13 protein-coding genes are annotated in these 15,219 nt (G+C 64.2%); 1 reads left to right on the forward strand and 12 read right to left on the reverse strand.

The window, feature by feature from the left end; translation table 11 throughout:
- Window positions 1-33 precede the first annotated feature (33 nt).
- From rsmG to A9J21_RS14765, 4 genes are all read right to left on the reverse strand, one after another.
- Window positions 34-741 carry a 16S rRNA (guanine(527)-N(7))-methyltransferase RsmG gene (rsmG, locus tag A9J21_RS14750; RefSeq protein WP_066736818.1) on the reverse strand — a complete coding sequence of 236 codons (708 nt, stop codon included), beginning with the start codon at window positions 739-741 and terminating at the stop codon, window positions 34-36.
- On the reverse strand, window positions 742-2,697 hold the full coding sequence (gene mnmG, locus A9J21_RS14755) for a tRNA uridine-5-carboxymethylaminomethyl(34) synthesis enzyme MnmG (RefSeq protein WP_066736823.1): 1,956 nt from the start codon (window positions 2,695-2,697) through the stop codon (window positions 742-744). It lies immediately after the preceding gene.
- Between the two features lie 235 nt (window positions 2,698-2,932).
- Window positions 2,933-3,823 carry an N-formylglutamate amidohydrolase gene (locus A9J21_RS14760; RefSeq protein ID WP_066736825.1) on the reverse strand — a complete coding sequence of 297 codons (891 nt, stop codon included), beginning with the start codon at window positions 3,821-3,823 and terminating at the stop codon, window positions 2,933-2,935.
- Between the two features lie 3 nt (window positions 3,824-3,826).
- On the reverse strand, window positions 3,827-4,843 hold the full coding sequence (locus A9J21_RS14765) for a tripartite tricarboxylate transporter substrate binding protein BugE (protein WP_066736826.1): 1,017 nt from the start codon (window positions 4,841-4,843) through the stop codon (window positions 3,827-3,829).
- 128 nt (window positions 4,844-4,971) lie between these two features.
- On the opposite strand from A9J21_RS14765, the gene A9J21_RS14770 reads away from it, so the two are divergent.
- Complete coding sequence (locus tag A9J21_RS14770) at window positions 4,972-5,895, forward strand: LysR substrate-binding domain-containing protein (protein ID WP_066736828.1); 924 nt, start codon at window positions 4,972-4,974, stop codon at window positions 5,893-5,895.
- 134 nt (window positions 5,896-6,029) lie between these two features.
- On the opposite strand, the gene A9J21_RS14775 is transcribed toward A9J21_RS14770, so the two are convergent.
- The 8 genes from A9J21_RS14775 to A9J21_RS14810 form a co-directional block, all read right to left on the reverse strand.
- On the reverse strand, window positions 6,030-6,773 hold the full coding sequence (locus tag A9J21_RS14775; protein WP_066736830.1) for an ABC transporter ATP-binding protein: 744 nt from the start codon (window positions 6,771-6,773) through the stop codon (window positions 6,030-6,032).
- Window positions 6,774-6,782: 9 nt separating this feature from the next.
- Window positions 6,783-8,558, reverse strand: a complete 1,776-nt coding sequence (locus tag A9J21_RS14780; protein WP_066736869.1) for an ABC transporter permease subunit — start codon at window positions 8,556-8,558, stop codon at window positions 6,783-6,785.
- A 108-nt stretch (window positions 8,559-8,666) separates the two neighbouring features.
- Window positions 8,667-9,719 (reverse strand): branched-chain amino acid ABC transporter permease, encoded by a 1,053-nt coding sequence (locus A9J21_RS14785; RefSeq protein WP_066736832.1) that lies wholly within the window; start codon window positions 9,717-9,719, stop codon window positions 8,667-8,669.
- Window positions 9,720-9,917: 198 nt separating this feature from the next.
- Window positions 9,918-11,066, reverse strand: coding sequence for an ABC transporter substrate-binding protein (locus A9J21_RS14790; RefSeq protein ID WP_066736834.1), 1,149 nt, complete (start codon window positions 11,064-11,066; stop codon window positions 9,918-9,920).
- Window positions 11,067-11,413: 347 nt separating this feature from the next.
- Window positions 11,414-12,172, reverse strand: coding sequence for a TSUP family transporter (locus tag A9J21_RS14795; RefSeq protein WP_066736835.1), 759 nt, complete (start codon window positions 12,170-12,172; stop codon window positions 11,414-11,416).
- Window positions 12,173-12,306: 134 nt separating this feature from the next.
- Entirely contained in the window at window positions 12,307-12,843 is a 537-nt protein-coding gene (locus tag A9J21_RS14800; protein ID WP_231906928.1) for a hypothetical protein, read from the reverse strand.
- Between the two features lie 343 nt (window positions 12,844-13,186).
- The gene (locus tag A9J21_RS14805) at window positions 13,187-14,230 is read right to left on the reverse strand and encodes a branched-chain amino acid ABC transporter permease (RefSeq protein WP_066736837.1); all 1,044 of its coding nucleotides are present in this window, start codon (window positions 14,228-14,230) and stop codon (window positions 13,187-13,189) included.
- Entirely contained in the window at window positions 14,230-15,114 is an 885-nt protein-coding gene (locus A9J21_RS14810) for a branched-chain amino acid ABC transporter permease (protein ID WP_066736841.1), read from the reverse strand. Before A9J21_RS14810 ends, A9J21_RS14805 begins: the two co-directional genes overlap by 1 nt.
- Between the last annotated feature and the right edge of the window lie 105 nt (window positions 15,115-15,219).

Below are 15,219 nucleotides of genomic sequence, written 5' to 3' on the forward strand. Positions count from 1 at the left end.
CGAATAACACTTCCCAAATTCAAACCTGCGGATTCAACGCCGCGATAACACTACGAGATGCCGTTCTGCGTCCAGCTCGGGGACGACGATTTTCGGCACCGATTCCACTTGCCACGTCTGCATCATGCCGGCGGCTTCCATCCGGTCGATCTCGGCCTGTGGATAAACACCCTTCATCGCCAGCAGCTTGCCGCCCGGCGCCAGCAGGTGGCCGGACAGGTTCACGAAGTCCGTCAGCTCGGCAAATGCGCGCGACGTAATGACGGCATAGCCATTGGCATCTTCGATCTTCTCCACCGGCCCCCAATGCGCGGCCGCGTTGGTCAGATGCAGTTGCGCACGGCACTGCGTCAGAAACGCAGTCTTCTTCTGCACGATATCGACCATCAGCACCGACACATCCGGACGGGCGATGGCCAGGGGCATGCCCGGCATGCCGCCACCCGAGCCAACGTCGAGCACCCGCCCCCGCGCAGCATCGGGTACGGCCGTGCTGCGGGCAGCCTCCGCCAGCGCGGGGACTGCCGCCAGCGAATCGAGCATGTGGTGGGTCAGCATCTCGTCGGGATGACGGATGGCAGTTAGGTTGTAGACGCTGTTCCATTTGCGGAGCAGCGTCAGGTACGCGAACAGCGTCTCGATCTGTGCGGGGGCCAGTGCCAGGCCGATGGCGGCAAGCCCGGCTTCCAGGCGTTGGCGTTGAGCAGCCTCGTCAACCACGGTGTATCGGTAGCCGCCCACTCAGGCAGCCTCCTGGCCGTCGCCGGCCTTTCCGTTCGTCTGCGCCGTGCGCCCCATGCCCTTCTTCTTCAGATGCACCAGCAACAGTGAGATCGCCGCTGGCGTGACGCCCGAAATCCGCGAAGCCTGGCCCAGCGTTTCCGGACGGTGCTGGTTCAGCTTCTGGCTGACTTCGAACCCAAGGCCACGGACTTCGGTGTAGTCGAAGTCCAGCGGCAGCCTGGTGGCTTCATTGGCGCCCAGCTTGTCCACCTCGGCCGCCTGACGGGCGATGTAGCCATGGTATTTGATGCCGATCTCGATCTGCTCGCGGATCTGTTCGGCCAGCATGGCATCGTCAGCGAGCGGCGTTTCCGGTGCATAACGGCCATCCTGCAGGGCCACCAGTGCTTCGTAGCGGACTTCCGGGCGGCGCAGCAGATCAGCCAGCGAGTACTCCCGCTCGATGGCCTTGCCCAGCAGCGCTACGGCATCAACTTCGGGCAGCAGCGTCGGGTTGACCCACGTCGACTTCAGGCGCTCTGTTTCACGTGAAACAGCGTCGCGCTTGCGGTTGAAGGCATCCCAGCGTGCGTCATCCACCACGCCCAGTTCGCGACCGGCTTCGGTCAGACGCATGTCGGCATTATCTTCGCGCAGGCTCAGGCGGAACTCGGCGCGGCTTGTGAACATGCGGTACGGCTCAGTCACACCACGCGTAATCAGGTCGTCCACGAGTACGCCCAGATACGCCTGGTCGCGACGCGGCGTCCAGGCATCGCGCTCGCGCACGAAGCATCCGGCATTGATACCGGCCAGCAGCCCCTGAGCGGCGGCTTCTTCGTAGCCGGTCGTACCGTTGATCTGGCCGGCAAAGAACAGGCCCTGAATCGCCTTGCTTTCCAGCGACGCCTTCAGGCCTCGCGGATCAAAGTAGTCGTATTCGATGGCGTAGCCCGGGCGCAGGATATGTGCGTTCTCCATGCCCCGGATCGAATGCACCAGATCCAGCTGCACATCGAATGGCAGGCTCGTCGAAATGCCGTTCGGGTAGAACTCGTTGGTCGTCAGCCCTTCCGGCTCAAGGAAAATCTGATGGCTTTCCTTGCCCGAAAAACGATGAATCTTGTCCTCGATGCTCGGGCAATAGCGCGGCCCTACCCCCTCGATCACGCCTGTGTACATCGGCGACCGGTCGAGACCGCTGCGGATAATGTCGTGGGTACGGCTATTGGTATGGGTGATCCAGCACGGCAGTTGCTGCGGGTGCTGGTCCGGGCGGCCGAGGAACGAGAACACCGGTACCGGGTCCAGGTCGCCGGGCTGCTCTTCCATGACCGAGAAATCGATGGTCCGACCATCGATCCGGGGCGGCGTACCGGTCTTCAGGCGGCCCTGCGGCAGCTTCAGTTCCTTCAGGCGAGCCGACAGCGACACCGCAGCCGGGTCACCGGCACGCCCGCCCGTGTAGTTGTCCAGGCCCACGTGGATCTTGCCATCGAGGAAGGTACCGGCGGTCAACACCACCGCACGGGCGCGGAAGTCGATTCCCGCCTGGGTACGGGCACCCACCACGCGGTCGCCCTCCACCATCAGGTCGTCCACGGCCTGCTGGAACAGCATCAGGTTGGGCTGATTCTCCAGGCGCGTGCGGATGGCCTTGCGGTACAGCACGCGGTCAGCCTGGGCACGCGTGGCGCGCACGGCCGGACCCTTGCTGGAATTGAGGATCCGGAACTGGATGCCGGCTTCGTCGGTGGCGGCTGCCATCGCGCCGCCCATGGCGTCCACTTCCTTGACCAGATGCCCCTTGCCAATGCCGCCAATCGACGGATTGCAGCTCATCTGGCCCAACGTCTCGATGTTGTGCGTGAGCAGCAGCGTCTGGCAGCCCATGCGCGCGGCGGCGAGGGCAGCTTCGGTGCCGGCGTGACCACCGCCGACGACAATGACGTCGAATTCTTTCGGGTAAAGCATGGGACACCTCCTCCGGGAGGCTGGGCGGGAAAAATCGGGATGACGAATTATAGCGGCAATCGTTTGGCGGACTCTGCCCACGGCCATGTTTCACGTGAAACATGGCGTGAACGGTACTCTGCGGATGACCAAAGTGTGTTTCACGTGAAACACTCGCGCGAGGGCAAGGCCAAAAGAAAAGGCCCCGCTTGCACGGGGCCCTTCCCTACCGCCACTGTTTCACGTGAAACATGGTTCAGAGCTGGCTGCGAATATATCCGGCGATGGTTTCCGACAACGATGCCAGATCACGCTGCAGCGTCGCGAACCCTGCATTTGGCGCCTTGGTCGCCTCGTCCATATACAACGGGCGCCGGATTTCGATCTGCAGGCTGTTGCGCCTCTCCGCCGGCCTTCCGATCTGGGCGATCAACTGCACGCCCTTGTACGGATCATTGCGGGACACCGTGTAGCCCATCGACTTCAATTCCCGCTCCACCAGATCCACGATGCCCGGCTCGCAGGTCGTGCCGTCCCGGTCGCCCAGTACAAAGTCCGCCAGCGGGTGCGGGCTGTTGATCTTGAGCCGCTCATAGGCATTGTTCGGCATCGAGTGCAGGTTCAGATGCCAAAGCGCGCCGAATTGCCGGTATGCGGACTCCACGGCTTCGGACAGCGCGGCATGGTACGGCCGGTAGTAACGTCCGATGCGGTTCTGGACCTCTGCCACCGAGAGCTGCCGGTCGTAGATCGGCGTGGCCGCATCCACCTTCCGCCAGATCAGGCCATAGCCGAGGCGCGTTTTCTCGCCCGGCGACAGCGGCGTGGGCCATGGCGCATCCAGCAGTTCCGGGTCCAGGTCCTCGAGCATCCGGTTGGGATCGATGTAGACACGCGGAAACGTCGCGCCAATCAGCGTGCCGCCGACCTTGGGGATGGCTCCCCACAGCGTGTCGATATGGGTATCTTCGCCGCCACGCAGCCGCGCCAGCGGCACGGCAGCCAGGAAATCGGCCGGATAGTGGACGCCGCTATGCGGCGAATCGCAGACCAGCGGCAGCGCCAGCCCTTCCGGCAGGGCCAGCGTAAACGGGCCGCCCGGCGCATCGCCCTGTACCGCCTGGTAAGGTGTGTCGAATATCGCCATGGCTCAATCCAGCTTGATGTTGGCGGCCTTGGCGACACGCGCGTAGCGTGCCATGGCCTGCTGGATCTGCGCCTTGAACTGGTCCGGCGTGGTCGGCACCAGCGTGCCGCCAGACTCCTCGATCTTGCGCTTGAACTCGGGATTCAGCATCGCCTTGTGGATGGCAGCGTTCAGCTTGTCGACGATGGGCTGGGGCGTACCCGCCGGCGCAACGATACCGAACCAGCCGCCATCGCCCATATCCTTGTAGCCAAGCTCGGCGTACGTGGGCACGTTCGGCAGTTGCGGCGAGCGTTGTGCGCCCAGCAGGGCCAGCGCGCGCAGCCGGCCGGCCTTTACGTGCGGCAGCGTGGTCGACAGATTGTCAGTGATCGCATTCACCTGCCCCGCCAGCGCGTCGTTCAGCGCCAGGCCCGCGCCCTTGTACGGCACGTGCAGCAGGTCGATCTTGGCCAGCATCATGAAGTTTTCGATGTTTGCGTGACCTAACGATCCGGCGCCGGGCGACGCAAACGTGTACTTGCCAGGATTGGCCTTGGCGAGTGCCACAAACTCCTGCATGTTCTTGGCGGGTACGCTCGGATGCACGGCAAAGACGCTGGGGACGGCCGCCACATTGGTCACCGGCGCAAAGTCCTTGATCGGGTCGTAGCCCAGCTTGGGGTATACGGCCGGGTTGGAGCCATGCGTGCTGACCGTCGCCATCCCGATGGTGTAGCCGTCGGGTACCGACCGCGCAACCTGTTCCATGCCGATCGAGCCGCCCGCCCCACCCTTGTTGTCGACCACGATGGTCTGGCCCAGCTCGCGCCCCGCGTACTCGGCCACCAGCCGCGCCGACAGATCGGTAGTCCCCCCCGCAGCAAATGGCACGACCAGACGGATCGGCTTGTTGGGATAGTTGGATTGTGCTGCCGCCGGCATCGCAACGCCGCCAAAAACGGCGGCTACGGCTGTGGACAACATTGTGGAAAACATCAGCCGACGACGCGTGGCGCAGGCAGGCAGGGCTCGGTTCATGACGTAAAACTCCTCGTATTTTCGTTCTCGAATCGGGGTACCGAGCTGGGGAGTTTCGGCAGTTTACCGGCCCTGCACAAACGACTATATTGCACGCTTCCATTACCAAAGCTCATTCTCAAGTCACCATGCGTATACGCTCACCGTCGATGTCCGAGCTTCACGCATTTGTGACGGCGGCCCGGCTTGGCAGTTTTACCCGAGCGGCAGAAACGCTGTGCGTGACACAGGGTGCCATCAGCCGCGCCATCTCCCGGCTGGAGTCCCATTTCGGCCAGCCCCTGATCCACCGCAATGCCCACAAACTCACGCTGACCGAGGCTGGACGCCAATTTCTGGACGCTATTACCGGCCCGCTTGCCGCCATCGAGAGCGCCAGTGCGGCCATGCTGGGCGAGGATCGCCAGCATCACCTGACCCTGTCCGCCGTGCCCACGCTCGCCAGCGTCTGGCTGGTGCCCCGCCTGCCCGACTTCCACCGCAAGCATCCCGACATCCGGCTCGATTTCGTCCCCTATCGTCGTGACGAAGACTTTTCTGGCGCAAAACCCGATGCGGCGATCCTCACCGGCGAAGCCAGCCACTGGCCCCACCTGCAGGTCGACTACGTCATCGGCCGCGAAATGGTGCCGGTTTGCCACCCCGCCCGGGCCCATGCACGGCAGGCTGCCAATCTGTGGAAAAGTCCGTCAGACCTGATGGGTGAGCCGCTGCTTTTCCACACAACTGCCCCCAGGAACTGGGAGAACTGGTTGCGGGCCACGGGCGTACCCAACGCTGCGCCCGCGCTTGCCCGCGGATTTGACCAGGTGTCGATTCTGCTGGAGGCCGTGAAGGCCGATATGGGCGTCGCCGTTTTGCAGCGATGCCTTGTCAGAGATGCCTTGCAGGCCGGTCAGGTGGTGGCGCCGTTCGATCTTCCGGTCACGCTGAACCGGGGATATTTCCTCTGTGCGCCACGTGAAAAAAGCGAACATCGGGCCCTGGCAGTGTTCCGGGAATGGCTGCTTTCGGCTGCGGCGATAGATATCATCGAGCTAGTTCGCCAATAGTTATCCACACTGTGGATAGTTTTGTGAACAACATCGGTTTTGCGAATAAAAACGGCGCCAAATCAGGCACCGTTATTTTCCAAATAGATGTATACGTACCCAAAGACGTGCCGTGGCCGTATCCCCGGGTCACCCTAGGCTGCTTTCTTCGCCAGCCCCAGATACGTCTCGATGACCTTCGGATTGCTGGCGAGCGCGGCGGCCTCGCCCTCCATCGCCATGTCGCCAGTTTCGACCACATAGCCATAGTCGGCCACTTGCAGCGCCGCGCGGGCGTTCTGCTCGATCAGCAGCGTCGCCACGCCGGTCTGGCGCAGGTTGCTGATGATGTGGAAGATCTCCTTCACGATCAGCGGCGCCAGGCCCAGGCTTGGTTCGTCCAGCATCAGCAGTTGCGGCTTGGCCATCAGCGCCCGGCCCACGGCCAGCATCTGCCGTTCGCCACCGGACAGCGTGCCGGCCTCCTGCTTTGCGCGTTCCCTGAGGCGCGGAAACAGGTCATAGACCACGTCCATCTGATCGAGGTAGTTCCGCTCGCCCGCACGCTTGCGCCGGAAGGCGCCCAGCAGCAGGTTGTCCTCGACGGTCATGGTTGCAAACAACTCGCGCTTCTCGGGCACCAGGCACATGCCGCGTGCCACCCGCCCCTCCACGGGGATACCGGCCATGTCGTGGCCCAGGTAGCGCACCGTACCGGTGGACGATCCACTGACCGGCAGCGCCCCCATGATCGCGTTGAGCATGGTCGACTTGCCGGCGCCGTTCGGCCCGATCACCGTGACGATCTTGCCGGCCTGGACCTGCAGATTGGCGCCGTGCACGGCCTCCACCTTGCCGTAGCGCACGTGCAGGTCCTTCACCTCCAGAATCAGACTCATCTCATTTCCTCACTCGACGCCGCCGAGATAGGCCTCCAGCACGGCCGGATTCTTCTGCACGTCTTCCGGCACGCCTTCGGCGATGCGCGTTCCGAACTCCATCACCACCAGGCGATCGGTCAGGTTCATCACGAAGTCCATGTCGTGCTCCACCAGCAGCACGCTCATGCCCTCGCCCTTCAGCTTGCGCAGCAGTTCGGCCAGCGCCTGCTTTTCCTTGTAGCGCAGGCCGGCGGCAGGCTCGTCAAGCAGCAGCAGCGCGGGATCGCAGCAAAGCGCGCGCGCAATCTCCAGAATGCGTTGCTGGCCCAATGCCAGGCTGCCCGCTTCCATATACATGCAGTCGGCCAGGCCCACGCGTTCCAGCTGGCGCCTGGCCTCGAACAGCAGCTTCTGCTCCTCGGCGCGGTTCATGCGCAGGATTGCCGCCGATACGCCACCCTGTGCGCGGAAATCGCCGCGCAGGTGCGCGCCGATGGCAACGTTCTCAAGCACCGTCATCGTGGACAGCAGATGCACATGCTGGAAGGTACGCCCCACACCGCGCTTGACGATCTCGCGCGATGGCAGCCCCGAGATCACCTCGCCCCGATAGCGCACCTCGCCACGCGTGAGCGGCAGCACACCGGTCACCAGATTGAACGTGGTGGATTTGCCCGCACCGTTCGGGCCGATCAGGCCGATGATCTCGCCCGCGCGCACCTGGAAGCTCACGTCGTTCACCGCCACCAGGCCGCCGAACTGCTTGCGCGCCGCGCGCACATCGAGGATCAGCTCGCCCGCCCCGGGCTTCTGCCGTACCGTCAGTGCTTCTGCATGATCGGGCGCCACGACGGGCGGGCCCGATGGCATCAGCCTGCGCAGGAACGGCCAGATGCCGTCTCGGGCGTATTGCAGCAGCAGCACCAGCAGCACGCCAAAGACAATGATCTCGAAGTTGCCCGTGCTGCCAAGCAGCCGGGGCAGCAGGCCTTGCAGCACGTCCTTGAGGATCGTGAGGATGCCCGCGCCGAGCACGGCGCCCCAGACATGCCCCACGCCCCCCACCACGGCCATGAACAGGTACTCGATGCCGTAGTTGAGCCCGAACGGCGTCGGGTTCACGGCCCGCTGCAGGTGCGCGTACAGGAAACCCGATACGCACGCCAGGATCGCCGCCACCACGAAGATCACCACCTTCATCCACGCGGTGTTCACGCCCATCGCCTCGGCCATCGTGCCGCCGCCCTTGAGCGCGCGAATCGCACGGCCCGGGCGCGAATTGAGCAGGTTCTGCATCGCCACCACGGCCAGCAGCACCACGGCCCAGATCAGATAGAACATCGAACGGCCCGACTGCAGCTCGATGCCCATGAACGACAGCACCGGAATACCGTTCAGGCCATCGTATTTGCCCAGAAATTCGAGGTTGCCGAACAGGAAGAACAGCGACAGTCCCCAGGCAATCGTCGCCAGCGGCAGATAGTGGCCCGACATGCGCATCGTAATCAGGCCAATGACGTACGCAGACGCAATCGTGATGACCAGCCCCACGATCAGCCCCAGCCATGGCGACAGCCCGAACTGCGTGGTCAGGTACGCCGTGCTGTACGCGCCCAGCCCCACGAACGCGGCCTGTCCGAAAGAGGTCATGCCGCCCACACCGGTCAGCAACACCAGGCCGATAGCCACGATGCTGTAGAGCCCGATGTAGTTACCAAGCGTGATCCAGAACTCCGGCGTCGGCAGCACCGGCAACAGCGCCAGCACGACGGCAAAGCCCAGCGCCAGCACCCGGTTGCGCATGACACCGCGCAGGTGATTTGCGTGGCGCGATTGCGGCCTGCCCTGCGAATTCCCGTTCTGCGACTCCACGTTCTTCTCCAGCGGCTTGTCGGTCAGCATCGTCATGGCTTACTCCTCTTCCTCGACGTGCTTGCTCGTCAGCGAACGCCACAGCAGCACCGGAATGATCAGCGTGAAGACGATGACCTCCTTGAAGGCACTGGCCCAGAACGATGAATACGATTCGAGCAGCCCCACCAGCAGCGCACCGAGCGCCGCCACCGGGTAACTCGCCAGCCCGCCGACGATGGCGCCCACGAAGCCCTTGAGCCCCACCAGGAAGCCCGACTCGTAATAGATCGTTGTCAGCGGCGCGATCAGGATGCCGCACAGCGCGCCCATCGCGGCGGCCAGGGTGAACGACAGGCGGCCGGCCTGCGTCGTACCGATGCCTACCAGCCGTGCGCCCAGGCGGTTCACGGCAGTGGCGCGCAATGCCTTGCCCTGCAGCGTGCGCTCGAAATAGAAGTACAGCGCGGCGATCAGCACGCCGGACACCACCACCACCCACAGGCTCTGTCCCGACACGCTAAGGCTGCCCACCTCGAAGCGCGCATCCGAAAACGGATTCGTGCGCGAGCCTTCGGCGCCGAACATCACCAGCCCCAGCCCCACCAGCGCGAAATGCACGCCCACCGACACGATCAGCAGCACCAGGGTGCTGGCCTCGGCCAGCGGCTGATAGGCCAGCCGATAGAGCATCGGCCCGAGCGGGATCACGATCAGCAGCGTCAGCGCGATCTGCACCAGCATCGGCAGCGGCTCGCCGCCATACTGCTGCACCAGGACATGCACGGCCCCCGGGAACAGCAGGTACTTGCCCGCCAGGATCAGGACCCGGCGCGGCGCGGTCAGCCGCAGCTCGGGGCTGCGCAATACCGCCACCCCATCGTAGAGGAACGTCAGCACGCCCATGGCCAGCAGCAGCCATGTGGTTTGCGGTGCATGGCCCGCCTGCATGGCGGCCAGCGTCAGCGCGCCGTAGGCCACGAACTCGCCCTGGGGGATGAAGATGACGCGCGTCACCGAGAACACCAGCACCAGTGCCAGTGCCAGCAGCGCGTAGATGGCGCCGGAGGTAATGCCGTCCTGCGCCAGAATGGCCGCAATCGATAGATCCATTGTCTGCCCGTGTAATGTGCGCGCGTGCTTGGCGCCTGTGCCTGCCGCTACCGCAGCTTCAGCTTAGAGACTCCGCCGCGCAATGCCTAGAGGGTGGCGGGAAATCACGGGGGCAAAAAAAGGGCGCATGGTCTGCCATGCGCCCTGCGTTGCTACGTTGCCCAGCGTGTGACCCCTGCCAGCCGGTCGTCTGCCGGCTTACTTCTGCAGCTTCCACTTGCCATCGACGATCTGCACCATCACGCGCGCGCGCTGGTCCATGCCGAGGTGGTCGGTGGGGCTCATGTTGATGATGCCGTGCGATACCGGCAGGTTCTTCGTCTGCTCCAGCGCATCGCGCAGGGCCTTGCGGAACTCCCTGGTGCCGGGCTGGCCCTTCTTGAGCGCCTCGGGAATTGCGTTCTGCAGCAGCAGGCCAGCATCCCAGGCATGGCCGCCGAAGGTCGACACCTGTCCGCCAAACGCCTTCTCGTAGGCAGTCTTGTAGGTCATGGCCGGTTTCTTCACCGCATTGCTGTCAGGCAGCTGCTCGGCCACCAGCAGCGGGCCGGCCGGCAGGAACGTGCCTTCGCAATCCTTGCCGCATACGCGCAGGAAGTCGGGGTTGGCCACGCCGTGCGTCTGGTAGATCTTGCCCTTGTAGCCGCGCTCCTTGAGCGCCTTGGCCGGCAGCGCGGCCGGTGTACCCGAACCCGCGATCAGCACGGCGTCCGGGTTGGTGCCCATCATCTTCAGCACCTGGCCCGTCACCGAGTTGTCGGTACGGGCAAAGCGCTCGTTGGCCACCACCTTGATCTTGCGCATTTCCGCCACCTTGGCGAATTCCTGCGCCCAGCTGTCGCCATAGGCATCCGCGAAGCCGATGAACGCCACCGTCTTCACGTTGTTGCTGGTCATGTGCTCGGCCAGGGCCGTTGCCATGTGCGAGTCGTTCTGCGGCGTCTTGAAGATCCAGGCGCGCTTGCTGTCCATCGGTTCGATGATGCGGGCCGAGGCGGCCATCGAGATCATCGGCGTTTCGCTTTCAGCCGCCACGTCCACCATCGCCAGCGAATTGGGCGTGACGGTGGAGCCCACCACCACATCCACCTTGTCTTCGCTGATCAGCTTGCGCGTGTTCTTGACCGCCGTGGTCGTGTCGGTGGCATCGTCGAGCACGATGTACTCGATCTTCTTGCCGGCGATTTCCTTGGGCAGCAGCGTGAAGGTGTTCTTCTCGGGGATGCCGAGCGAGGCGGCCGGCCCGGTGGCCGAAACCGTGACCCCAACCTTCACCTGGGCGCTGACCGCGCCCGAGAACAGACTGGCGGCGGCAAGTGCCAGCAAGCTGGCGCGCTTGAACGTCATGGCTTGTCTCCTTCGATTCCAAAAACGGAAAAAGGCATCCGCCGGCTTCCGGCCGACGGATGCCTTCAGTTTTTTTGTGGCCCACTCTGGCAGGCTCTTTGGCAGATGCAACGCTGGCATCCGATCTCAGCCGGGAACATCGAAGTTCGTCCCGTTTTCCCGTCCTGCGCCATTACCCCCGGATTGCGCAGTTGCATTCCCCGACCGCTCGGTCGGGAATGCGAATCGAGTCTAACACAGCGATGTGATACGAAAAGGCCGGATTAACCCGCAGCGGCACAGGCGCAACAGTCGAGGGTTTCCGTTGTCCGGCGGCCCTTTCAGGTGTCTCGCCGGCCCATCGCGGCTTAGCGCAGGAACGCGTCGTAGGCGGTCTTCAGGATCAGCGCGCTGACCACCGCGATGAACACCTTGCGCACGAAGCGGCTGCCGTGGCGCAGCGCCAGCTTGCTGCCCACCTGGCTGCCGGCCACGTTGGCCAGGGCCATCACGATGCCAAGTTGCCACCAGACATGGCCCTTTGCCGAAAGCAGCAGCAGCGCGGCCAGGTTGGTAGCCAGGTTGACGATCTTGGCCGAAGCCGACGCGTGCAGGAAGTCGTAGCCGAACACGCGCACGAACACAATCATCAGGAAGCTGCCCGTACCGGGCCCGAACACGCCGTCATAGAACCCGATCGCGGCGCCGGCAAGCAGTGCCGCCAGCCGTTCGCGGCCGCCCGACAGCGTCGGCGCATGCTCGGTGCCCAGATCCTTCTTCACCACCGTGTAGACCAGCAGCACCAGCAGCACGAAAGGCAGCGCCTTGCGCAGCGGTTCGGCCGGAATCATCGTCAGTGTCCACGCACCTGCCATCGAGAACAGGAAGGCTGCCAGCATCGCGGGACCCGTGGCGCCCCAGTAGATCCGCACCCTGCGCGCAAACCGGAAGGCGGCGTTCGATGTTCCGGCCAGCGACGCCACCTTGGTCGTGCCGATCAGCGTGGCCGGCGACATATTGGGATAGGTCGAGAACAGCGCCGGCACCTGCACAAGGCCGCCTCCGCCCGCCACAGCGTCGATCATGCCGGCCAGAAAGGCGGCCGCGGCCAGAAATGCAAACTCCATGGTTGAACAGTCCGAGCAGTCGAAAGAGTAAGGGGACGGAGAGGATCGAAGGGATCGAAGGAATCGAACGAATCGAAAGAGGCGGGACAGGCGGCACCAGGCGGGCGACGAGGGCATCCCGCCCGCCAGGGTCATCAGCCCAGCCGTTTTGGCGTCGGGATCAGGCTGCGCAGCCACAGGCCATCGGCATCGCGCTGGAAGCCCTGCGGTGCCCTTTCGCCGTCGGCCACCAGCCCCGGCGCCAGGCGGATATGGCGGATGCCATGGGCACGGCACCAGTCGGCCAACGTCTGGCAGGTGGCGTCGAGCCAGCCCGCGGCATCGGTGGCCGGCGGCCACCACTCGGCCGCCATGGCGACGCGGCCGCCCAGCGCAAGGCTGTGGACAAGCGTGACCGGCATCAGGCAGGCCAGCGCCTCCGGCGCATCGCCGGGATTACCGGGATCACCGGGATCGCGCACCGTGCTGGTGCCGCCACCCAGCAGGCAGATGCCGTGGCCGCCCTGCTCCAGCAAGACGTCCAGCGACAGCCGTCGGGCGCGCGCCTCGGGCACCGGCAGCGGCGCGCGCGCGTCCAGCCAGGTGTCGATGGCGAAACCATCGGCAGTAACGCCGACGCATACCTGATGCTGCACTTCCAGGAAACTCGGGGAATCGGATGGGGTGGACATGGCCGGCCAGGAAAATCTGGCCGGCATTGTCGCATGGGGGCTGGCGGGGGGTCATGCCCAACATGCATTGACCGGCGCATGGCCCGTGATGGGTGCCGTGAGCGGCTCTTTAGGGGCTGGAAATGAAAAAGGCGTTGCCAGGGATCACCCGGCAACGCCTCTTTATCGTATTGGCTGCTGCTACCCGACACCGGGTGCGCGCCTGTCGTCTCCTCGCTTCCGCCTCCAAGTAACCTGCGAAAACCGTATATGCAATGTAACGAACCGGTGCGTATGAAACAAGTCAGCAATAACCCTAGCCCCAAAATCGGGCATGTCGCCCCATCTTCACCCGGGGCGCCGGCTAGTGCCGATCCGATTTGCGGCCAGTCAGCGCGATCAGCTCGCCCATGATGCCACGGCGGAATGTCAGCACGCAGATCACGAAGATCACGCCGGTCACCATCGTCACCGACTCACCCAGCGCGTTGAACCAGCCAATGCCGGTCAGGTTCGCCAGGAACGTGCCGATGTCGCCAAGCTTGTTTTCCAGCGCCACAACCACGAAGGCACCCACGATCGGGCCCGACAGCGTGCCCAGGCCGCCCACCAGCGTCATCAGGATCACCGACCCCGACATCGACCAGTGCACGTCGGTCAGCGTGCCAAAACCCAGCACCAGCGCCTTGATCGATCCAGCCAGGCCCGACAGCGCCGCCGAGATGACGAATGCCAGCAGCTTGAAGCGGTCCACGTCGTAACCCAGCGAGATCGCCCGCGGCTCGTTCTCGCGGATCGCCTTCAGGATCTGGCCGAACGGCGAGTGAACGGTGCGCACGATCAGCGCAAAGGCCGCCACGATGATCACCAGGGCCACGTAGTACAGCGTCATGTCGTCGGCCAGCGGCAGCACCCCGAACAGCTTGCCGCGCGGAATGCCCTGCAGCCCGTCCTCGCCGCCCGTGAACGGCGCCTGCAGGCAGAAGAAGAACAGCATCTGCGCCAGCGCGAGCGTGATCATCGAGAAGTAGATGCCCTGGCGGCGAATCGCCAGCGAACCCACCACATAGCCGATGGCCGCGCCGGACAGCGTGCCGAACAGCAGGCCCAGTTCCGGCGTCACGCCCCACACCTTCATGGCATGGCCGGCCGCATAGCCCGCACCGCCGAAGAACGCCGCATGGCCGAACGACAGCAGGCCCGTAAAGCCGATCAGCAGGTTGAACGCGCACGCGAACAGCGCAAAGCACAGCACCTTCAGCACGAACACCGGGTACGCGCCGGCCAGCGGCGCCACGATCAGGCCCAGCAGCAGCAGGCTGTAAAGCACCTTCTTCTGCAATCCCGTACCTTCCTTGAAGCCCTTGGCCTCGACGGCCACAGCCGTTTGTCCAGTTTGTCCGCTCATCACTTTTCCCTCCCGAACAACCCGGCCGGGCGCAGCAGCAGCACGATCACCATGATGAAGAACACCACGGTCGACGATGCTTCCGGATAGAACACCTTGGTCAGCCCCTCGATCACGCCGAGCCCCAGGCCCGTGAGGATAGACCCCATGATCGAACCCATGCCGCCAATCACCACCACGGCGAACACGATGATGATCAGGTTCTGGCCCATCAGCGGCGACACCTGGATCACCGGCGCCGCCAGCACGCCGGCAAACGCGGCCAGCGCCACGCCGAAGCCGTAGGTCAGCGTCACCATCAACGGCACGTTGACGCCGAAGGCTTCCACCATCTTCGGGTTCTCGGTGCCGGCACGCAGGTACGCGCCCAGCTTGGTCTTCTCGATCGTGAACCAGGTGGCCAGGCACACCACCACCGACGCGGCCACCACCCATGCACGATAGTTCGGCAGGATCATGAAGCCCAGGTCCGTGGCGCCCTGCAGCGCGTCGGGCGGCGAATACGGCAGGCCGGAGACCCCGTAGATCGAACGGAAGATACCTTCGATGATCAGCGTGATGCCCAGCGTCAGCAGCAGGCCGTAGATGTGATCGAGCTTGTAGATCCAGCGCAGCATCGTCTTCTCGATGATGACGCCCAGCAGGCCCACCACGAGCGGCGACAGGACCAGCATCACCCAGTAGTTGAGTCCGGCGTATTCCATGCCCGCCCAGGCCAGCACCGCCCCGAGCATGAAAAGCGCGCCGTGCGCGAAGTTGATCACGTTGAGCAGGCCGAAGATCACGGCCAGCCCCAGGCTCAGCATCGCGTAGAAAGCGCCATTGACCAGGCCCAGCAACAGCTGGGACAGCATGGCAGGTAGTGGAATTCCGAAAATGTCCATGGCCTGATTTGCCTGTTGGTGTCTCCCCTCTCCCACTTGTGGGAGAGGGGTCGGGGGAGAGGGCATGGCGGTTCAAACAGCAACCTGTCGCGGCAGAACCGCCGG

Origin of the sequence: Cupriavidus sp. D384, assembly GCF_001652915.1 — a bacterium.
Lineage (GTDB): Bacteria > Pseudomonadota > Gammaproteobacteria > Burkholderiales > Burkholderiaceae > Cupriavidus.